Annotated in this window: 15 protein-coding genes; 10 read left to right on the top strand and 5 right to left on the bottom strand. The window is 59.0% G+C overall.

Translation table 11 applies throughout. From position 1 onward, the window contains the following. The first annotated feature begins 318 nt into the window (after window positions 1-318). From HMPREF2890_RS05450 to rfbC, 7 genes are all read left to right on the top strand, one after another. On the top strand, window positions 319-2,418 hold the full coding sequence (locus tag HMPREF2890_RS05450) for an RNA degradosome polyphosphate kinase (RefSeq protein ID WP_070466367.1): 2,100 nt from the start codon (window positions 319-321) through the stop codon (window positions 2,416-2,418). Between the two features lie 12 nt (window positions 2,419-2,430). Continuing rightward, a complete protein-coding gene (locus tag HMPREF2890_RS05445; RefSeq protein WP_070466365.1) occupies window positions 2,431-3,324 on the top strand; it encodes a Ppx/GppA phosphatase family protein in 894 nt (297 codons plus the stop codon). A 5-nt stretch (window positions 3,325-3,329) separates the two neighbouring features. Continuing rightward, window positions 3,330-4,832 (top strand): ComEC/Rec2 family competence protein, encoded by a 1,503-nt coding sequence (locus tag HMPREF2890_RS05440; RefSeq protein WP_070466363.1) that lies wholly within the window; start codon window positions 3,330-3,332, stop codon window positions 4,830-4,832. 20 nt (window positions 4,833-4,852) lie between these two features. After that, complete coding sequence (locus HMPREF2890_RS05435) at window positions 4,853-5,362, top strand: phosphohydrolase (protein ID WP_070466361.1); 510 nt, start codon at window positions 4,853-4,855, stop codon at window positions 5,360-5,362. 155 nt (window positions 5,363-5,517) lie between these two features. Beyond that, a complete protein-coding gene (gene rfbA / locus HMPREF2890_RS05430) occupies window positions 5,518-6,399 on the top strand; it encodes a glucose-1-phosphate thymidylyltransferase RfbA (protein WP_070466360.1) in 882 nt (293 codons plus the stop codon). Then, entirely contained in the window at window positions 6,396-7,469 is a 1,074-nt protein-coding gene (gene rfbB, locus HMPREF2890_RS05425) for a dTDP-glucose 4,6-dehydratase (protein WP_070466359.1), read from the top strand. The genes rfbA and rfbB overlap by 4 nt, the downstream gene beginning before the upstream one ends. A 77-nt stretch (window positions 7,470-7,546) precedes the next feature. Then, window positions 7,547-8,125, top strand: a complete 579-nt coding sequence (gene rfbC, locus HMPREF2890_RS05420) for a dTDP-4-dehydrorhamnose 3,5-epimerase (protein ID WP_070466358.1) — start codon at window positions 7,547-7,549, stop codon at window positions 8,123-8,125. A gap of 240 nt (window positions 8,126-8,365) precedes the next feature. On the opposite strand, the gene HMPREF2890_RS09090 is transcribed toward rfbC, so the two are convergent. From HMPREF2890_RS09090 to HMPREF2890_RS05395, 5 genes are all read right to left on the bottom strand, one after another. Then, window positions 8,366-9,415 (bottom strand): Ig-like domain-containing protein, encoded by a 1,050-nt coding sequence (locus HMPREF2890_RS09090; protein ID WP_210394770.1) that lies wholly within the window; start codon window positions 9,413-9,415, stop codon window positions 8,366-8,368. A 67-nt stretch (window positions 9,416-9,482) separates the two neighbouring features. Continuing rightward, window positions 9,483-10,883: a DUF4876 domain-containing protein gene (locus HMPREF2890_RS05410; RefSeq protein WP_083289826.1), complete on the bottom strand. Its 1,401-nt coding sequence runs from the start codon at window positions 10,881-10,883 to the stop codon at window positions 9,483-9,485. A gap of 18 nt (window positions 10,884-10,901) precedes the next feature. Next, the gene (locus HMPREF2890_RS05405; protein WP_070466352.1) at window positions 10,902-12,350 is read right to left on the bottom strand and encodes a hypothetical protein; all 1,449 of its coding nucleotides are present in this window, start codon (window positions 12,348-12,350) and stop codon (window positions 10,902-10,904) included. 12 nt (window positions 12,351-12,362) lie between these two features. Then, window positions 12,363-13,739, bottom strand: a complete 1,377-nt coding sequence (locus tag HMPREF2890_RS05400; protein ID WP_148130686.1) for a hypothetical protein — start codon at window positions 13,737-13,739, stop codon at window positions 12,363-12,365. A 12-nt stretch (window positions 13,740-13,751) separates the two neighbouring features. Beyond that, window positions 13,752-16,130, bottom strand: coding sequence for a TonB-dependent receptor (locus HMPREF2890_RS05395; RefSeq protein WP_083289825.1), 2,379 nt, complete (start codon window positions 16,128-16,130; stop codon window positions 13,752-13,754). Window positions 16,131-16,678: 548 nt separating this feature from the next. On the opposite strand from HMPREF2890_RS05395, the gene uvrB reads away from it, so the two are divergent. From uvrB to HMPREF2890_RS05380, 3 genes are all read left to right on the top strand, one after another. Next, window positions 16,679-18,817, top strand: coding sequence for an excinuclease ABC subunit UvrB (gene uvrB, locus HMPREF2890_RS05390; RefSeq protein WP_070466348.1), 2,139 nt, complete (start codon window positions 16,679-16,681; stop codon window positions 18,815-18,817). A gap of 3 nt (window positions 18,818-18,820) precedes the next feature. Next, complete coding sequence (locus tag HMPREF2890_RS05385) at window positions 18,821-20,275, top strand: ATP-dependent DNA helicase (RefSeq protein WP_070466346.1); 1,455 nt, start codon at window positions 18,821-18,823, stop codon at window positions 20,273-20,275. Window positions 20,276-20,364: 89 nt separating this feature from the next. Then, the coding region (locus tag HMPREF2890_RS05380; RefSeq protein ID WP_210394769.1) for an AAA family ATPase at window positions 20,365-20,569 on the top strand (205 nt) is incomplete at its 3' end.

Here is a 20,569-nt window from a genome sequence, read left to right as displayed (position 1 = left end):
TTTAAGATATACGACCCCGCAAGGGTGTCGCACTTACCGGTCAGCCAATCAGTGCGACACCCTAGCGGGGTCGTGGGATCACTTGCAATGCTTGATCCCCGGGTCGTCGGGGCTACACCCCTCGACCCGGGGCTAAAAAGCGGGCACCCCTGTCGGGGTGCTTAGTTCACCACTCTTCACGATGAGTTGAATAGCTTCTGTACCGCTCAAATGCGTCACCCCTGAAGGACGATCCCATAGCCGGGATGGAAGTGGCGGTTTTTGGCTAAATTTATCCCATCAAAAAACGGAATAGATAAAACACACACACCTTAGACTATGGCTGAACTTCATCCCACCGAACTCTATGTCGATCGCGAGATCAAGCTCGATGATGACAACTACGTGGATCGAGATGAGAGCTGGATGTACTTCAATCACCGCATCCTCTTCGAGGCCCAGCGGGAGGATATTCCTCTCTTAGAGCGAGTCCACTTCCTCGGTATCTACTCGAATAACCTTGACGAATTCTTTCGCGTACGCGTCGCCTCGATCCAGCGCAATATCGAGGATGACGACAGCGGGACCGGCAAGGTCAAGCGGAGCAAGAAGCTACTCTCCAAGATCTATGAGCTCAACGAAGCGTACAGGCAGGAGGTGGACCGGACCTTCCGCAGACTGATGAAGGAGCTCCGGGAGGAGCGTATCCATGTGGTCGATGAGACGATGCTGACACCCGAGCAGGAGCATCAGGTCTTCGATATCTATGCGCGTAAGCTGAGCTCGACGATCAATCCCCTCTTCCTTGATCGCATCCCTGACCCTCAGGAGCAGCTCGATGAGAGCAACTACCTCGCAGTGGACCTAAGACAGGTCGATGACGAGGGCAGGGAGCAGAGGAGCGACATCGCTGTCATCCGTCTGCCGCAGTCCGGGGAGGAGCGCTTCGTCCGACTGCCGGATGACCCGGAGGGGAATAAGTGCGTTATGTTCATCGATGACGTGATCCGGTTCAATCTTAAGAATATCTTCGGTGGCTTGCCATACAACTGTTACGAGGGGTATACTTTCAAGTTCACCAAGGATGCCGACGAGGACTTGGTGGAGGACAATTCCTCTCTCGGTCTCCTGCAGCAGGTCTCCCGAGGGCTGAAGAAGCGGAGCCTCGGGGAGACGCTTCGCGTGGTCTATGACCGCGAGATGCCTAAGCGGATCCGGCAGATGCTCTTTGAGACTGCCGACCTGGATAAGAACGATGCCCGCGTCGCCGGATCGAGGTACCACAATACCCGGGACCTGATGGACTTCCCCGACTGCGGTCGCACCGACCTCCTCTACACCCCGTGGCACCCGATCATCAGTCGGCATGCAGACTTTGAGACCGGTATGCTTGACTCTATCCGGCGTAAGGATCAGTGGCTCCACTTCCCCTACCACAGCTTTGACACCTTTGTCCGGGTGCTGCAGGAGGCGGCGATCAGTGAGGACGTGCAGGAGATCAAGGCGACGATCTACCGCGTGCCGCGCCACTCCTCTGTCGTCAAGGCACTGACGGCGGCAGCGCGCAATGGCAAGGAGGTGACCTGTGTGATCGAGCTGCTGGCGCGATTTAATGAGGAGAGCAACATCTCCTTTGCCCAGAAGATGCGGGACGCCGGCGTGCGGGTGCTCTTTGGCCCAGGGTACCTCAAGATCCACAGCAAGCTGGCGCTCATCAAGGCACGGAAGGGCAACATCGCCTGCATCGGCACCGGTAATATGCACGAGGGGAATGCCAAGACCTACACCGACTTTATGATGATGACCTCGCGTCGTGGCATCGTCAATGATGTGGAGCGGGTCTTTGACTTCATCGAGCAGCCCTACCTGGCGACCCACTTTAGGGAGCTGATGGTCTCGCCCAACTCCATGCGTAGCCGCTTCATCCGGCTGATCGACACGGAGATCAGGAATGCGGAGCAGGGACTGCCCGCCTATATCCACGTCAAGGTAAATCACATCGTCGATGAGGAGGTGGTGATGCATCTCTACCAAGCCTCGCAGGCGGGGGTGGAGGTGCGGCTGCTGGTGCGTGGCAATTGCTCCCTCGTACCCGGGATCAAGGGGGTGAGTGAAAATATCTACGTCAATGCGATCATCGACCGCTACTTAGAGCACTCGCGGATCTTCATCTTCTGCAACGGAGGGAGACCGAAGTACTTCCTCGGCTCCGCTGACTGGATGAGCCGAAACTTAGACCGGCGGGTCGAGGTGGTGACCCCCGTCTACGACCCCGACCTCAAGCGCGAGTTGGAGCTGGTGGTCGACTACGGGCTGCGGGATGTCTCCCAGGGACACTTTGTCAATGAGAAGGGTCGCTGTCCGCGTCGACTGTCGGCGGAGAAGCCGTGGTTCCGCAGTCAGGAGGCGCTCTACCAGCATTATTTGGAGGAAATATAAAGGGATAGCATTATGTTTAAGAAAAAGCACTACGCCGCCATCGATATCGGATCCAATGCGGTCCGCCTGCTCATCAAGTGTCTCACCGATGATCCGGAGCAGCCACTCTCTAAGGTGCAGCTCCTCCGCGTCCCCCTCCGTCTCGGTGAGGATGCCTTCGTGAAGGGGAAGATCTCCAAGGGGAAGGCAAAAGACCTGATCCGCCTGATGCTCGCCTACAAGTACCTCATGCAGATCTACGAGGTGTCTCACTATCGGATCTGCGCCACGTCTGCGATGCGCGATGCGACCAATGCCGCCAAGGTAGTCGACGAGGTCGAGGCGGCGACGGGGTTTCGGATCGAGGTGATCTCAGGTGAGGAGGCTCGTCTCGTGGGACACAACCGGGTAAGACAGCTTGTCCGGGATGAGGAGACCTACTACGTCATGGTGGACGTCGGGGGTGGCTCGACCGAGGTGTCGATCCTGAGAGGGAGCCAAAAGGTGGACTCCCGCTCCTTCAATATCGGTACCGTGCGACTGCTGAGTGGTCTGGTCCGCAAGTCGGAGCTGGAGGAGTACCACACGTTCCTCGACTCGATACATGAGCGTTGCAGAGATCTGGAGATCTTCGGCACCGGGGGGAATATCAATCGTCTCGCCAAGATCAATGGCACCCAGACCCCGTGGGGCAAGGAGATCACCACCCCTCAGCTCCACGAGATCTACGACATACTCGAGGGGATGGACCTCGACGAGCGGATGGCAAAGTACGGGATGAAGCCCGACCGCGCCGATGTGATCATCCCGGCGGCTCGCATCTTCATCGCTGCTGCCGACCGCCTCGGGACGACCAAAATCATGGTCCCCAAGCTGGGCCTCGCCGACAGCATCATTGACCGCCTCTACGAGGAGGACGAAGAGTAGAGGGCGTGAGTGAGGAGAGGATACGCTCGCTGAGGTATGGCGATCGGCCCGCCCTCTGGGTGCTGGTCGCCTGTCTCGTCGGCTGGATCCTTGCCTACCATCATCTCTTGCTCTATGGGGGAGTGGCGCTGGGATTACTCGCAGTCGCCGCTTTTCTCCTCTCTCGGAGGCGAGGGTGGAGGCCGGATCGCTTCTTCCTCCTTCTGCCACTCCTCGTGATTGCCTACGGCATCTATGCCGATCAGCGGCTACGCTCGCTGAGGTCAATGCCCCGTGCGGTGACGCTCTACGACGCCTCGGTGAGAGTCAATTATCCCGTTGCCTCCTCGGCTGAGAGCGCCATCCGGTACGATGCGGCTCTACTGACGAGCGATGGAGGGGAGATCCCTATCCTCCTCACCCTGCCGGGAGAGTCGGCGGAGCTCTATGGGATGATGCTGCGGGGTGACCTCGACCTGGTGGCCCTACTTGGCGACACACTTCCCGACTCCTACGGACGTTACCTCCTCGGAGAGGGGTATGTGGCGCAGGCGTATGGGCAGAGCTTAGAGACCGCCGGGCGGGCCCGGACCATCCGCTGCCGGCTGATGGAGGGGCGGCATCACCTGATCAGCCGCTTCGACTCGGCTGTCGGTGATCGGCTCTCGGCAGAGGATAAGGGACTGGTCTATGCGCTCTGTCTTGGCGAGCGACTTCACCTACCTCGGTCGGTGAAGTCCGACTTTACCTCCTCCGGCGTGGCACACGTGCTGGCGGTGAGCGGGTATCATCTCGGGATCGTCTTCGGTCTGCTGAGCGGACTCTTGGGACTGCTCCTCCCCGCCTACCGTCACAGGAGGCTGCGCTACCTGCTGATCTTCCTCGGGCTGCTCGTCTACACACTACTGACAGGTGCCTCGACCGCCACGATGCGCGCCTTCGTCATGAGTGGCATCTACCTCCTCGCCAAGCTCCTCGGGCGACGAGCCGACCCGGTGCAGGTGCTGTCGCTGACGCTCCTCTTCTTCCTCTTCCTCAACCCTCTCTCGATCCTAAGCGTCGGTCTGCTCCTCAGCGTCAGTGCGGTCTGGGGACTGATGAGCTTTATGCCCATCCTGCTCCGGCTTGTCAGCCCCTCGCTCAGGTCGCTTCGCTTCGTCTGGAGCAGCCTCGCAGCCTGCATCTCGGCACAGATAGGCGTGCTGCCCTTTCTCTTCCTCTTCTTTGGTAGGGCAGCGGGGAGTATGCTCTGGAGTGCCATCCCGGTGGTGGCGCTGAGTGGTCTGCTCATCCCAGTGGGTCTGTTGACGCTTGCCCTCCCCTCGCTGCCGGGTCTCCCTCGGCTGCTAAGCCTCCTCTCCGGAGGGATGCGTGCGGTGACGGAGACTTTCGGCACGCCGGCGCTGAGCCTCACGGTGACGATGCAGTACGACCTCGTCCTCGTCGTCCTCTACTACGCCATCGTCCTCACCGCCCGCGAGCTCTTCGTCCGGCTCTACAACCGCCGGACACCCTACGACTTTTTATAAGAAAAAACTGATTTTCTCGTATGACTGACTCTTCATCTCTCTGCTATCCTCTGAAAGAGAGCGCGCAGGAGCGCATCGTCCATGCAGCGGCTCGTCTGGCTCGGCGACTTCATGACGGGCAAGTCGATAAGGCAGGCGTTGATTACTTTTCCGGTCACCTCACGACTGTTGCCTCTATGGGCAGTACTTGGGAGGAGAGAGTGGTGGGCTATCTCCATGATGCCGCAGAGGATACGCCTCACACGGTGGACGAGGTGCTACACATGCTCGCTGAGGAGGTTGGCACCCCTCTGCCTGAGGAGTGCGTGGCTCGGCTTGCGGATGCTCTCCGTCTGCTTGATCATCACGCCTCACCGGACCGTGAGAGCTACATCACGGCTGTGGGCACCTGTCCACTCGCCACCCGGGTCAAGCTACACGACCTGACCCACAATATGGATCTCTCCCGTCTCTCAAGTCCCACTCGGCAAGACCTCGACAGACTGGAGCGCTATCGTAGGGAGTACGACTACCTCAGCAGTCTCTACTAAGAGACTTCCGTAGCGGATGAGGAGACAAGGTATCGTTGTGTCCCATAGGTTAGTGTCGGCATTTGTCCGAGCATTTTTTTCTTGATGCTCGGTCTGTCTCAGCTCGACTTGGTGTGGGGGTAAAGTGCTATCTTTGCTACATACCACTATAGACGATGAAAGGAATAGTACTTGCCGGCGGGAGCGGCACCCGTCTCTACCCGATCACGAGAGGGGTCTCCAAGCAGCTGCTACCGGTCTACGATAAGCCGATGATCTATTACCCGATCTCCACCCTCATGCTGGCGGGGATCCGGGAGATCCTTATCATCACCACACCGGAGGATCGCGCCTCCTACGAGCGACTTCTCGGGGACGGGCGGTCGCTCGGCGTGCGCTTCTCCTACGCCGTGCAGCCGGCACCGGAGGGGCTGGCTCAGGCTTTCCTCATAGGGCGCGACTTCATCGGAGAGGAGGATGTCTGCCTCGTGCTGGGAGATAATATCTTCCACGGTGCCACCTTTACCGGTCTGCTGGAGTCGGCTGTCCGGACGGTCGAGAGGGAGCGTCAGGCGGTGGTCTTCGGCTACCGGGTGAGCGACCCGGAGCGGTACGGGGTGGTGGACTTCGACAGCGAGGGGCGTGTGCTCTCCATCGAGGAGAAGCCCAAGGTGCCGCGGTCTCACTTTGCCGTGGTGGGGCTCTACTTTTATCCCAATGACGTCATCCGGGTGGCGGAGGGGGTGAAGCCCTCGGCTCGCGGGGAGCTGGAGATCACGAGCGTCAACCAGCACTACCTCGCTGAGGGGCGTCTCCGTGTGGAGCGCTTCCCGAGGGGCTTTGCCTGGCTCGACACCGGCACCCACAGGTCGCTGAGTGAGGCGGGCGCTTACATCGAGGCGATCGAGAAGCGTCAGGGGCTGAAGGTGGCGTGCCTCGAGGAGATCGCCTACAGCCGTGGATACATCACGGGGGAGGAGCTGCGCCGGATCGCTGAGCCGATGCGACAGAACGAATATGGTCAGTACTTAATCTCTCTATTAGAAGAAGAATCGTGAATACCCCTAATGCTCATATCCTCGTCACCGGCGGGGCTGGCTTCATCGGCAGTGCGCTGCTTCGCCGTATGGTGGAGCGCTACCCGGAGAGCCATTTCTACAACTTTGACGCGCTCACCTATGCCGGCAATCTCGAGAACCTTGCTTCGGTAGAGGCGCACACCAATTACCACTTCATCCAGGGCGACATCGCTGACTACGACTTCGTCCTCCGGATAATGCAGGAGTACCGGATCGATGGGATCATCAACTTTGCCGCCGAGAGCCATGTCGACCGGAGCATCAAGGATCCCTTCGCTTTCGTCCGGAGCAATGTCCGCGGCTGTGTCTCACTCCTGCAGGCAGCCTGCAAGGTGTGGCGGCAGGAGGGCGGCTTTGACGGCAAGCGCTTCTACCAGATCAGCACGGACGAGGTGTATGGGTCGCTCGGGCCGGAGGATCCCCCTTTCTCCGAGGCCACCCGGTACGACCCTCACTCACCTTACGCCGCCTCCAAGGCGTCGTGTGACCACTTTGTGCGCGCTTTCCACGACACCTACGGGCTGCCCACGCTGATCTCCAATTGCTCCAATAACTACGGCCCCTACCAGCACCCCGAGAAGCTTATCCCTCTCTTCATCAACAATATCCGTGAGGAGCGTGAGCTACCGGTCTACGGCGACGGCCGTCAGGTGCGCGACTGGCTCTATGTCGATGACCACGCTGCGGCGATCGACCTGATCTACCATAAGGGCAGGATAGGCGAGACATACAATATAGGTGGTCACTGCGAGCGGGAGAATATCGCCGTGATCCACACTCTGATCCGTCTCGTGGACGAGGCACTGGGACGCCCTGAGGGAAGCTCCGAGCGGCTGATCCGCCACGTGGGCGACCGCCCGGGGCATGACGTGCGCTACGCCATCGATGCCTCCAAGATCGAGCAGGAGCTGGGCTGGCGACCGGAGCATACCTTTGAGGAGGGGCTTCGGAAGACGGTCGACTGGTACCTGACCCATGAGCAGTGGCTCGCCCACGTCACCTCCGGAGCCTATCGCTCCTACTACCAGGATATGTACTCACACCGCTGAGATCCGTCAGATTTTGCAGGGAAAATGGTATCTGATACCACTTACCCTGCAAAAAATGACCAGAAAAGGACTGACTTATGGATGAGAAGGTACGGGTGACAGAGACGGAGATCGAGGGCGTGCTGATCCTCGAGCCGCGAGTCTACACCGATGAGCGCGGGTACTTCATGGAGAGCTACTCCCGCGAGAGGTACGAGGCGATCTGCGGGACGACCTTTGTGCAGGACAATGAGTCGAGGTCCTCCTACGGGGTGGTGCGGGGGCTCCACTACCAGCGCGACCCCCACGCTCAGGCGAAGCTGGTGCGCGTCATCGTGGGGCGTGTGTGGGACGTGGCGGTGGACCTTCGCCCCGACTCCCCGACCTATGGGAAGCATATCGCTGTCGAACTGACGGAGGACAACCACCGGCAATTCTTCATCCCGCGAGGCTTTGCGCACGGCTTCTGTGTGCTGAGCGACGTGGCGGTCTTCCAGTACAAGGTGGATAACTACTACCACCCCGAGAGCGAGGGAGCGGTGTCGTGGGACGACCCGACGCTCGCCATACCATGGCCCATCCGCCCGGAGGAGATGATCCTCTCGGAGAAGGACCTCCACAATCCTCGCCTCTCCAGTCAGGATCTCGGCACCCGGATCCCCCTTTTCCCCCTCTGAGAAATAGGAAGACCGCACCACAGGATCCTGTGGTGCGGTCTTCTGCTTTATGTAAGGAAAGACCTTTGCAAAATGGTCTTTAGCCGAAAAAGTACCGCTTTTTCGGCAGGGACTTTGCAGAACGCCCCAGATGCAAGGGACTGAGAGTGAGGGCGAAGGGAGTGTGCTTACGCACATGACCAAGCCCGAATCTCGAAAGTGACGCTGCAGATGGGGTGTTATGCAAAGGTCTCAAGGAGATTACTTCTTCGGGGCTACGATCTCCACCTCTACCGAGGCCGAGGCGTCCGATCCCCTGAGAGTGGCGGTCAGCTTGCAGGTACCGGTCTTACCGCTCGGGAGATTAAAGTTCCCCATAAGAGCATTGTACTCCACTAATTCGGTGTTGGAGGAGCTCCAGTCAAATTCGTATGCTGTGTCGCTCTCGAGTACCTGTCCGTCCTTATCCAGCACTACCGGTGTGAGGGTGAAGGAAGAGGTGTAGGTGTTGAAGGTGATCTTCGACTTCACCTCCTCGTCCACGCCGTCCACCTCACGCATGATGGCGACGCGGGCACCCTCGGGGAGCGTTACGGTCTCCTGCGTGGCTTTCTTCACGATCACCTTGCACTCGACCGGCTTGGCGCCCTTGGCTGAGATGGTGACGGTGCATTCCCCTTCGTTTACACCCTCGACGGAGCCGTCGATGTTGACGAGCGCAATCATGATCTCACCCTTCCCCTCGATGTACTTCTTGCCCCCATTGAAGGTGAAAGAGACTGTCTCCCCCTCCTTCGGAGTCGGAGTGAGGGTAGGCTTGATGGTGATCTTCTTCCCCACCTCGACGGTGTACTCAGTCTGGTCCGTTGTGATGGTGTAGGTGTACTCCCCGGGCGTGGGTGTGGGTGTGGGTGTGGGCTCCGGTGTGGGCGTGGGCGTGGGTTCCGGTGTCTTCCCGCCCTCATCGATCACCTCGAGGGTGCAGGAGGCGGACTTGCCGCTGGAGAGACGGGCGGTAATGATCGCCTTGCCTGCCTTGACCCCCTTCGCCTCACCGCTACTCCTGTCGACCTGAGCCACCTCGGGGTCGGATGAACTCCAGGTGAGCTTGATCCCCTTGGCGTCCTTCGGGGTGATGGTGGCGGTGAGCTTGAGTGTCTCGCCCACCTTGAGCTTGGCGGTGCTGGGACTGATGGTCACGGTGGCGCTCTCCGGCGTCGGCTCGGACCCCTCGCCGGGCTTTTTACAGCCGGGTAAGGTCAGGAGGAGCAGGGTGACTGAGAGGAGGGCTTGGAGTTTGATTTTCTTCATGGTGTACATTATTCTTGATTGTTTTGGTTAGCAAAAAAAGTACGGCTGATACCTTTACGGCCGTATGTCATTCCTTGGGAGCCTCTACGACCAGCGTGCAGACATCCTCTGCGCCATTGGCGAGGGAGGCGGTGATGGTGACGGTGCCGGGCTTGAGGCCGGTGATCCAGGCGGCACTGATGCCGGTGCGTGGCTTGGTCGGGGTCCCCTTCACCTCCGCGATTGATGGGTCGGAGCTGGTCCATGTGACAGCGGTCTCCTTGGCATTACGCGGAGAGACTTTGGCACGGATGAAGAATTCCTTCTGCCCGACAGTCATCCGGTAGCTATGCCCGTCGACGAGGGTGACATTGGGGTTGTAGAGCTTCTTCGGAGGGATGGTGAGGAGTGTCGCTGCCTGCTTCTCGAAGTCTGTGGTCGAGTTGTTCGTGTCCTGGAAGCGCTCGCCATTATACTTCCGCTGCAGGGAGTAACCTCGCCAGCTCCCCTGCTGTGCATCGCTCTCCCTTCCCTCCCGGACGCTATTGTATCCGGCATCGATCTCCTTGGAGACACGGGTGCGCTTATAGTTTTTCTGGGGGCAGATCGAGACCGCATCGATGACCCACTCATTGGGGAGCTTGACGCAGTGGGCATCGCCCTTGACGTGCGCCTTGTGGTGGGGTGTCTCGAGGCTGTGGAAGGAGTTTTCGTGTCCTGTCTCGTAGTCCCACCAGTACTTCTCTTGATCAAGGTCTGTCGGGGGGACTCCCAGCTTGACGAGGAGGAGGGTCCGGTTTTCCGGGACATCAAATTGTCCCTCGCACTCCGGATTATTGTACTGAAAGCCCGCAAAGACGGGGATCAAGTTGGGCACCGTATTGGTGTCCTCGAGGTAGTAGAAGTAATTGTTCCGCATCTGTGATGGGGTGAGCCACTCGAAGTCGGCACCTGACAGGTCGCACGCCTTCTTATTCTCCGTCGAGGTACCACCGATGAAGAAGCTCTCGCTGACGAAGGTGTACTTCTTCATCATCTCCTCTCGGCTCAGCGTGTGATTGACCGCCACCGCTGTGAGGACTTTCTCCTCTCCCGGATTGATGGGATAGTCGTGTCCGCTCCCGGGGAACATCATGATGTTATCCACCGGACAGTGGGTTTCGGTAAATTCCTCGTCCCCCTTGAGGTCGATCGCCAGGTCCATCTGGAATGCCGTCCTGGCTATGCAGAGACTGTCGAGGTAGATCACCTTGGAGGTGGGATTGTAGATGATGATGTACTTGTCGTAGTCGTAGGATGCCGGTCCTACAAAGCCGCTGCCCCACTTTACATCGGGGGTGTAGGTGCCGGAGCTGAATACCTCCTTGATCATCAAGTGGTCGTCGCTGACCCGCTTCTCTTCCTCCTCAGGTCGAGTGAGTCCGAGGCAGCTACTGAGGAGTAGCACCAGTAGCGGAAGGAGGCAGGAAGGATGTATCTTCGTTTTCATGTCAATAGGATTGTGTAATCAGAGAAACCATGACCCGTAGCCGTTGCCACCGGTACCGGTCACACCGTGGGTCTTGAGGTTGGAGACCGCCTCATACGCCTCTTGAGGCTTCAGCCCGATCTCCCGTCCCAGCTGGAAGTAGTAGGGCTCATTGGGATCCGGGTCCGTAGGGTCGCTATCAAAGACGGTGGCATACTGCTTCATCGGGATATTGATCCGGATGATCTCCTGCCAGCCCGACTCGGGTCGCAGATCGTCGAAGTCAGCGCAGACGAAGTCGTTGTGAGGGGCCTTGCCATTGCGCGCATGCTCCGCATCCTTATCCGCAGGGATGACTCTTTTCTTGCCCTTCTCGCACTTCATCACCTGTATGGCGAGGTAAAACTGGGGCTGGAGGTAGCTGCCCCGCTCATACTTTATCCCACCGCCCATATGTGGCTTCGTTCGTGCCAGAGGCCACTGGCGGTAGTCGGCGCCCTCATCCTGGAAGTCAAATTCGAGGTGCCCCTTCAGCCCTACATAGTCCTGGTCCTGGGGCAGCGAGGCGAGGTAGTACTGGCTCCGGATCAGTGGTGGCAGGAGGCGGATGTTGTAGAGCGTCCGCACGCCATCCGCCATATCGTCCTGTGTCCAGGTGTCACGATAGGTGTAGGTGAAGATGTAGGGTCGCGTCAGAGCCCTTCGCTCCTCCAGGCTCTTCGCACCGGCAAAGAGAGCGGCCGGGACAGGCTTCTCCTCCATGAAGGCACGCTCATCCAGCGCCATCGGTCGGTCGATCATGGTCATCGCCTCGGGTGAGAGACCATTGCGGAAGCGCACGTCCATCACATTGTAGGGCTGACCCTTGTCGTCTCGGTCGCTGACGGAGAAGAAGAGCTGATACTCCTCTGAGGCGTTGTAGATCTTGTCGTTGATCGGGTTCCCCTTCTTGTCATAGAAGTAGAGGCAGAGTCCCCAGAGCTTCTTCGTCCCGCCGATGATGCGGAAGTACTCAGGTCCCACGGTGTCAAGCGCCTGTCCCTTCTCCTTCGCTGCCTCCAACTCCAGGAAGGTGGCTGTCGACTCTCGATCCATCTCCACGCGGATGCCGTCGGGGGTATTGTGGATGACGCAGAATTGCTCCTGCTTCCAGGGCGCATTGGGGTAGACGTAGTTGCCGTGGAGCTTGCCCTGACCATGGTCATGCCCCTCCTTGATCATCACGAGGCAGGTGGCCCAGTCGGCGAAGGCTCCGTCGGGGTCGGGATTAGGGAGTGTCCCCTCCACCACGGGTCCGTGGTCCTCCTCGGTGGCGAGGTGCTTGTCGAGGAAGTAGAGGTCCGCCTTGGTCGTCGGGGTCTTCTTATTGATCAGTGGGTTGCGATCCTCCGGGACGGAGACGTCAAAGAGCATAAACTTGCGGCACCCGCTGCAGAGTAAGAGCAGCGAGGTAAGCATCAGGAGTATGGGAGTCTTGATGGTCTGCATGACTGTGTGATCTTAGAATAATACACTCGGACGGCGACGATAGTAGCTATTGTCCTCTCCGTAAAACATATCCCTCAGCTCCGTCTCCGAGGCGTCGGGGTAGTACCGCTTGACATCGCTCACCAGTCGCTCCACCGGTCCGTCAGCATCAGCGATCACCCGCACGGAGATCGGGTAGCACATATCAAAGCTATTCCACGAGCGAGAGATCTCGTAGGACTTATAGGTGGTCACGCCGTCAAAGGGTGAAGCCTGGTTGCCTCCGTTGGTCATATATTTCCCAAAGAGGAATCGGGTGCTCTCCCCATTGCTCGGCTGTGTCAGGATGTGTGCGATGGAGACCTTGAGCTGGAAGAGGATGTCCGACTTCTTAAAGTTGAGTATCCCCTTCATCCCCATCGGCTCCAGTGGGTACAGTCCGCCGTCACCCTCCTCGTAGATCCCGCGGCGGAAGCGGAGGAGATTGACGATGTGTCCCGTCCGGATCCGTCCGAGGTCGTCCTGATCCTCCAGGACTGTCCCGAGAGACTCCTCCACAGGGTCGGTGTCGCGGTACTCGTAGTTGAAGATCTCCGGCGTGAGCTTATTGAGTGCATAGGAGTCAAGCGTCTTGTAGAGCCGATAGTCCCTCCCTTGGTACCGGTAGGTCTCCTCCACACTCTTGGTAGAGGTGCGGCGCTCCGACTCGAGGGCCAGAGCGTAGTCGTACCGCAGACCATTGGGCTTATGACCCTCAGTGGGGACAAAGACATTTGCCTGCGACATACGGGTCGCCGGGAGCAATCCACCGGCACCATCGGTCTCAAAGGTGTAGCGATCGATGTAGAGGCTGTCCGGCGTCATAGGGAAGGCGATCGGCAGTCCGGAGAGGGAGTAATTGTCGATGGTGAAGAAGTGCTGGTGCACGAGGATGGTCGAGTTGGGGTCATCGTAGCCGACGTCCCTCGGTGTCTTACCCTCCATGGCGTGCCAGCGAGTGAATTGGTGGTTGATCAGCTGACCATTCATATCGTAGTACTTCAGCTCGAGCGCATAGCAGTACCTGCTGCTCTTCACCACATCGAAGTGCTCCCTCGGTGAGACGATCGTCATATTCCCGTCCTCATCCTTGGAGATCTTGATCTCTTGGTAGAGTGGCACCGGTGTGGGCTTTTGGTCATCTAGATCGTAGGCGGTGAAGTAGTAAGGCTCATCGCTCACCTCGCCCGCCGGATCGGCGTGCCGCACCGCCAGTCTCAGGATGGCCTGCACGGTGTAGATCTGCTCGTGTCCCACCACCACGGTCTCGATGAAGGGGGCGGGCGCTTTCACTATCTTCTGCATCGTATCCTTGCAGCCCATGAGAGCCAGGAGGAGGATAGCGAAGGCAGGTAATATCTGTCTCGTCATATTCATTTTGCTTTAAAACTCTACTACGGTGCGGATCGTATACTTGGCTCCCATCGCGTGAGCAAAGAAGCGGAAGCGATCGGTGTACTCCTTGTACAGCGCATTCAGCATATTGTCAGCCACCAGCATCAGCTTGACGCTTCGTCCGCCGGGGAGATCATACTTCAGCTCTGCATTGGCATTGAGGAGGAAGTAGGGGTCCGGAGAGTCTGGTGCCAGATCTTTCTCCGGATCAAAGCGCACCTGCTTTGTCACATACTTACCGTCCAGCGTCACATCGGCGTGCCACTTCCGCTCCTTACCGAAGTCGATCCGGTAATTGGCGGCCAGACCATAGCGATCCGACGGCATAAAGGGCAGCCAGCAATTCTGCGTGAGGTTGCGGGCGTTGATCCACTCACCGGTCATCTCTATCGAGAGACCGCTCAGCGGCTCCACCCTGACGAGGAGGTCCCCACCAAAGAGTCGGGCATTGTCCTGACCGTAGATAAATTGCGGGTACTTCCCGCTCGGGTGATTGTGGAAGCGTCTCGCCCCCTGCCCGATATTGTCGTAGATGTAGTTGTGTACGTACTGGAAGAATGCACTCGGCTCTATCAGCAGCCACTCGTTGCGGTAGCCCATACCGAGGACCGGCTTCACGCCCACCTCTGGGAGGAGGTCCTTATTTCCCACCACCCAGTAGGTGCCGTGGTGGAGACCGGTGGCGTAGAGCTCGTTGATGTCCGGCGGTCTCCAGGCAAGACCGACATTGAGCCGGACGTCATAGTTGTCGTTCAGTCTGTAGTGTGCTGCCAGACTGCCCGTGATGGCGGCGTAGACCTTAAAGTCCCTGTAGTACTTAAAGGAGGCAAGACTCGTGTAACCATGCACGTCCATGGCCTTGTAGTCGTACCGCAGACCTCCCGAGAGGTTGAGGTTGCCGAGTTTCATCTTGTGGATCACGAAGCCACCGAGGGTCAGTGCGGCAAAGTTGGGGATAAAGGCGGGCTGCTTCGTCCCGGGGACATTGTAGTTGTACTGATAGCTGGAGCAGAGACCCGCCTGAGTTGACATGCCGAGCACCTTCCAGTCGCCTTCCCACGCCAGGTCAGAGGTCATGGTGGTGAGGAGGAGGTCCTGCATCGGCAGCCAGCTGAGGTCATCCCGCTTACGGTTCTCAAATTCCTGCCTCAGGTTATCCTGATACGATACCTTCAGCTCCAGATTGTGTCCCTCCGCCACGCGGTAGTCCACCTCACCCTTGAGGGTAAAGTGCTGTGTCTGCTGGAAGGGCGGCTTGATCTCGTAAGAGAAAGGCTTGATCATGCTCTCATCCGGGCATCCGATCTCGAAGCGTGTCATCAGCTGCTCCAGGTCGGAGACGGAGCTGAAGAAGTAGATCCCGCTGCGAGACGTGTAGAGGCTTGAGAAGAGCGTCGCCGTGATAGGGCCATGCTCGTAGCCGGCGTAGGCGGAGAAGCCGATGTTGTTAAATCCCGTGTTATTGAGCAGATACTCCGCCGTCCCATAGTCGCCGGACTTATTGTACATCGCGTGGAGACGCAGCCCCCAGTCTCGGTAGCCGACCTCCACCGATCCCGCACCATCAAAGGCTCGCCCATTGGTGGCATATCCGAGGTTGATCTTGCTCCGTGCGTAGAGTCGCTTGTGTCCATAGGGTAGGGTCGCTTGATTGAAGAGCACGACGCCACCGAGGGCACCCTGACCGTAGCGGACACTCTCCGCCCCCTTGATCACCTCGATGATCGAGGCACCGGTATGGTCGATCTCCGGAGCGTGGTCCTCACCCCAGCTCTGGCTCTCGAGGCGGACACCGTTGTTGACCAGCACGATGCGGCTGCTGTGCATTCCCTGGATCACCGGCTTGGAGATGCTGCTTCCGGCACTGATGGTGCTGACTCCGGGGACCGACTCAAGGAGCTTGGCAAGGTTGAGCGATGTCCCCTTCTCGAGCGTCGCCGCCTGCACAGCCACTGCCTGTTGGAGGTTGGTCGTGTGCTTGAGCTGACCCTCGACGACTAATTCGTCAAATAGGGTGGCATCCTCCTCCAGTCGGATCGTCAGTTGGCCCTCCTTGCCCAGTGTGATCGTCTTCTCGTAAGGTCTGAAGCCGAGAAACGAGACGGAGATCTTTACTCTCCCTGTCCCGGGAGCAAAGGCGAGCGTGCATCGCCCCTGAGGATCGGTTACCTGGGTGCGACGAGCAGAGGGCGACTTGACGATGGCTCCGACGACGGGCTCTCCACTGTCCGCCTCCACGACGGTGATGACGAGCAAGAGATCCTTGGGGGTCGCCTCTGTCGCCCTCGCTTCCGATGTCAGGAGCGACAGCGTCAGGAGCAGCGGGACAAGGATCCTGCAGATGCTGTGTAGTGGTGACTTGTGCATGGGGATGTATCCTTACGAGTGGTGATTGCCGTTAGAGGCAATGCGGTTTTATGACTTTTTTATACCAAGTGTGATTTATTTTACACTGCTGCAAAGGTAGGAGCTAATTTGGCGCTACTCCATCCTTACTTATTGGTATTTCCCATCCTGCTTTATACTCATAAAGGATGACTACAAGCCCATAGGCGCATGACGACTCTGCCGCATTGCGGGTCGGCCTGGTGCGGTGATGACCCTATGGTGCCGATGGCGGTCTAAGCTCTTGCAGATGTGTCCCATCCCTACGGGATTGGAGTCTCTCCCACAAAGGAGTGCAGGGGGCAGGGGTGACGCATCTGAGAGCTACTGAAGACACTTGACTTATTATGAAGAATAAAGAACGAGGCACCCCGGAGAGGTGCGGCGCAGTTCGTCCGACCCGTCCGACCTGTCCGACTCGTCCGATAAGAGGGCACCGCTCTAATGCGTCACCCCTGGCCTCCCGGCTTTCCCCGCTCCCTTGGGCGCTATTTTGGTACCTTTGTCGGGAGAGACAGAGGAGAGACAAGATGGACTTTGAACTCATATCAAGCTACAAGCCGACCGGCGACCAGCCTCGGGCGATCGCTGACCTGGTCCACGGCGTAGAGCGGGGGCAGCGCTTCCAGACGCTGCTCGGCGTCACCGGCTCCGGTAAGACTTTTACGGCGGCTAATGTAGTGGCCGAGGTGCAGCGACCGACATTAGTGCTGTCACACAATAAGACACTGGCGGCGCAGCTCTACGGAGAGTTTAAGAGCTTCTTCCCCCACAACGCTGTCGAGTACTTCGTCTCCTACTACGACTTCTACCAGCCGGAGGCCTATCTCCCCACCAACGATCTCTACATCGCCAAGGACATGTCGATCAATGACGAGATCGAGAAGCTCCGACTCCGCACCACCACCCAGCTGCTCTCCGGTCGGCGCGACATCATCGTCGTCGCCTCCGTCTCCTGCATCTACGGTATGGCCAATCCTAAGGACTATGCCGCCAAGAAGATCCTCATCCGGACCGGTCAGCAGATCGAGCGGGACGAGCTGCTTCATCAGCTGGTACAGATCTACTACACGACCGCTCAGGGGGAGTTTAAGCCCGGCACCTTCCGCTCCAAGGGCGACACCGTCGATCTCTTCCCCGCCGTGGAGGACTACCAGGGGATCGCCTACAGGATCGAGTTTTGGGGCGACGAGATTGACCGGATCTCCTCCTTTGTCCCCCTCACCGGTGAGGAGATCGAGGAGCTGGACGAGGTCTTTGTCTACCCGTCCAATCTCTTTGTCACCACCAAGGAGCAGACCGACTGGGCAATGGCGGAGATCAAGAAGGATCTCGACAAGCAGACGAGCCTCTTTGAGCAGGAGGGGAAAAAGATGGAGGCTGACCGACTCTACGAACGGGTCACCAACGACCTCGCCATGCTCGAGGAGCTTGGCTACTGCTCCGGCATCGAGAATTACTCCCGCTACTTCGATGGACGCCAGCCGGGCGAGCGGCCCTACTGCCTCCTCGACTACTTCCCCGAGGACTACCTGATGATCATCGATGAGAGCCACGTCACGATCCCCCAGGTGCGAGGGATGTATGGTGGCGACCGGCAGCGGAAGGAAAACCTCGTCTCCTACGGCTTCCGCCTCCCGGCGGCGATCGACAATCGCCCGCTCCGCTTCGACGAGTTTGAGCAGATGCAGGGCGACGTGATCTACGTCTCCGCCACGCCGGGCGACTATGAGCTGGAGAAGAGCGACGGCATCATCGTCGAGCAGCTGATCCGCCCGACAGGACTCCTCGACCCGAGGATAGAGGTTCGCCCGACTGAGAATCAGATCGATGACCTCGTCGATGAGATCAATACCCGCATTGAGCGAAGTGAGCGGGTGCTCGTCACCACGCTGACGAAACGGCTGGCTGAGGAGCTGGCGGAGCACCTCGCTGACCTCGGGATCAAGACGGAGTACCTCCACAGCGAGGTGGTGACGATCCGCCGGGTGGAGATTATGGAGGGGCTTCGGCGCGGAGACTTCGACGTCCTCGTGGGGGTCAACCTCCTCCGTGAGGGACTCGACCTGCCGGAGGTGTCGCTCGTCGCGATCTTTGACGCCGACAAGGAGGGCTTCCTCCGCAACCACCGCTCCCTCACCCAGACCGCCGGTCGTGCCGCACGTAATGTCAATGGTCTCGTCATTTTTTACGCCGATAAGATCACCGACAGTATGCGGATGACGATGGACGAGACTGAGCGGCGGCGAAAGATCCAGATGGCGTACAATGAGGAGCACGGCATCACGCCCCATCAGGCGATCAAGTCCTCCACCAGCTCGATCCTCGACATGACCGGGCCGAGCAAGACCATCGATGCCACCACCCCGAGGGAGTACCGCATCGAGCACGCCAAGGAGTCAGCCGCAGAGAAGAGCCTCGACTTCCTCAGGACGGATAACCTCGCCGACAAGATCGAGAAGACCCGCGAGGCCATGCAGGCGGCCGCCAAGGCGCTCGACTTCGTTGCCGCCGCACAGCTGAGAGACATCCTCTTCGAGCTACAGGCGGAGGAGGGCGGCTCAGAGGCGGCGACAGAGCTGGAGAGGAGTGCCGCCAAGCGCATCGCCGCCCGTGACCACGAGCGGTCGGCGCACGAGGCGAATAAACTGGGGAAGAAAAGGCGCTGACTCATGACCGACAGCTCTTGGATGACGCCCGGACAGCGGGAGGCGATGGAGTGCTTCCGCTCCTTCATCAGTAGTGACGAGGAGACCGTCTTCGTCCTCCGTGGCTACGCCGGCACCGGCAAGACCACCCTTCTCCGCTCCTTCGTGGACTACGTCAGCGACCTCGGTGCACTCTATGTGCTTGCCGCCAGTACCGGTCGTGCGGCCAAGATGCTCACCCTCCGCACCAGTATGGAGGCACAGACGCTCCACTCGCTCATCTACCACTTCCACCGCTATGGCGACAGCATCAAGGACCTCCTCGAGGATGAGAAGGGGGAGCAGCGGCACCCCGTGCCGGACGAGGACGAGTCGGAGGAGATGCTCTCCCTCTTCAGCGCCTCCACCATCTCCGACGATGACCGGCAGTGGGGGCTGCGGGTCTACTTCATCGACGAGGCATCGATGATCTCCGACCGGGAGACGAAGGGCGGGATGCTCAGCTTCGGCAGCGGCAACGTCCTCGCAGACCTCTTTAAGTACGACCCCGAGGGGAAGTTCGTCTTCGTCGGTGACGACAGCCAGCTCCCACCCGTGGGGCAGGACTACTCGCCCGCCCTCGTGCCGGAGTATATGGAGATGCTCTACGATGTCCGCGCCACAGGCTGCCAGCTCACGGAGATCGTCCGGCAGGATAGCCGGAGTGGCATCGTCCTCGCCGCCGCTGAGATCCGCGCCCTCTACCTCGATCCCCCGGAGGTGAAGTGGGGCACCCTTCCCCTCAAGGGCTACGACGACATTGTGATCTGCGACGATCAGGAGACGCTCGTGAGCGACTACCTCACGGCGATTGGCGACAAGGACTTCGACCGCTGCACCTTCATCTCTCTCTCCAATAAGCGCTGCGCCGAGGTCTCCCGCCGCGCGAGGGAGCTCTACGGCTACATGGCGCCCGTGGAGGTGGACGACCTCCTCCTTGTGACCCAAAACGACCTCACCACCGGCCTCGCCAATGGCGACCTCATCGAGGTGCTCGAGGTCTCCCTCTCACGGAAGAGAGTCCGCGGTGGGGTCACCTTCGTCCCCGTCCGGGTGCGGAATATCGATGACAGCGCTGAGTACGAGACCCTGCTGATCCTCGACCTGCTGGAGCAGGACGCCCCGGGACTCTCCTCCGCCGACTACAAGGCGCTCTACAAGGACTTCGCTGTCCGGATGCGGAAGGAGGGGACCAAGCCCGGCTCTCGGGGCTTCCGGAAGTCCCTCCGGGAGGATCCCTACCTCAATGCACTCCACTGCCGCTATGGCTACGCCCTCACCTGCCACAAGGCGCAGGGTGGCGAGTGGCCCGAGGTCTTCATCGACCTGCCGGTCTGGCTCATGAAGGAGCCCAAGAGCGAGGCCTACCGCTGGGTCTACACCGCCCTCACCCGCGCCAGGTCCGTCGCCCACCTCGCCAAGTCCTTTGTCATCAAGTAGCCATAGGAGTAGATTTTTTGATCTCAGAGTATATTGTCTGTATTTCTGATTCACAAAAGTGCGTAAATACGCTGAAAAAGGAAATGGGTATGATTGATAGAGACATACATCTGAAGAGACTTATTGCCTTGAAACACAACGGGATGATTAAAATCGTCACTGGAATTCGTCGATGTGGTAAGTCGACACTACTATTCAAGCTTTTCGCAGAGCACTTGAAGCAGAGTGGGGTTGATGAGAAGCATATTGTCAAGGTAGACCTTGAGGATAGGATCGCAATACTTCAGCAAGTCT

The organism is Porphyromonas sp. HMSC065F10 (assembly GCF_001808555.1).
In the GTDB taxonomy this organism is placed as follows: domain Bacteria; phylum Bacteroidota; class Bacteroidia; order Bacteroidales; family Porphyromonadaceae; genus Porphyromonas_A.
The sequence above is the reverse complement of the archived record's forward strand: the minus strand, read 5'-3'. Positions and strand labels throughout refer to the sequence as shown.

Coding starts and splice junctions, on each gene's coding strand:
- HMPREF2890_RS05450 (WP_070466367.1), top strand. CDS start 319: ATGGCTGAACTTCATCCCACCGAACTCTATGTCGATCGCGAGATCAAG.
- HMPREF2890_RS05445 (WP_070466365.1), top strand. CDS start 2,431: ATGTTTAAGAAAAAGCACTACGCCGCCATCGATATCGGATCCAATGCG.
- HMPREF2890_RS05435 (WP_070466361.1), top strand. CDS start 4,853: ATGACTGACTCTTCATCTCTCTGCTATCCTCTGAAAGAGAGCGCGCAG.
- rfbA (WP_070466360.1), top strand. CDS start 5,518: ATGAAAGGAATAGTACTTGCCGGCGGGAGCGGCACCCGTCTCTACCCG.
- rfbC (WP_070466358.1), top strand. CDS start 7,547: ATGGATGAGAAGGTACGGGTGACAGAGACGGAGATCGAGGGCGTGCTG.
- HMPREF2890_RS09090 (WP_210394770.1), bottom strand. CDS start 9,415: ATGAAGAAAATCAAACTCCAAGCCCTCCTCTCAGTCACCCTGCTCCTC.
- HMPREF2890_RS05410 (WP_083289826.1), bottom strand. CDS start 10,883: ATGAAAACGAAGATACATCCTTCCTGCCTCCTTCCGCTACTGGTGCTA.
- HMPREF2890_RS05405 (WP_070466352.1), bottom strand. CDS start 12,350: ATGCAGACCATCAAGACTCCCATACTCCTGATGCTTACCTCGCTGCTC.
- HMPREF2890_RS05400 (WP_148130686.1), bottom strand. CDS start 13,739: ATGACGAGACAGATATTACCTGCCTTCGCTATCCTCCTCCTGGCTCTC.
- HMPREF2890_RS05395 (WP_083289825.1), bottom strand. CDS start 16,130: ATGCACAAGTCACCACTACACAGCATCTGCAGGATCCTTGTCCCGCTG.
- uvrB (WP_070466348.1), top strand. CDS start 16,679: ATGGACTTTGAACTCATATCAAGCTACAAGCCGACCGGCGACCAGCCT.
- HMPREF2890_RS05385 (WP_070466346.1), top strand. CDS start 18,821: ATGACCGACAGCTCTTGGATGACGCCCGGACAGCGGGAGGCGATGGAG.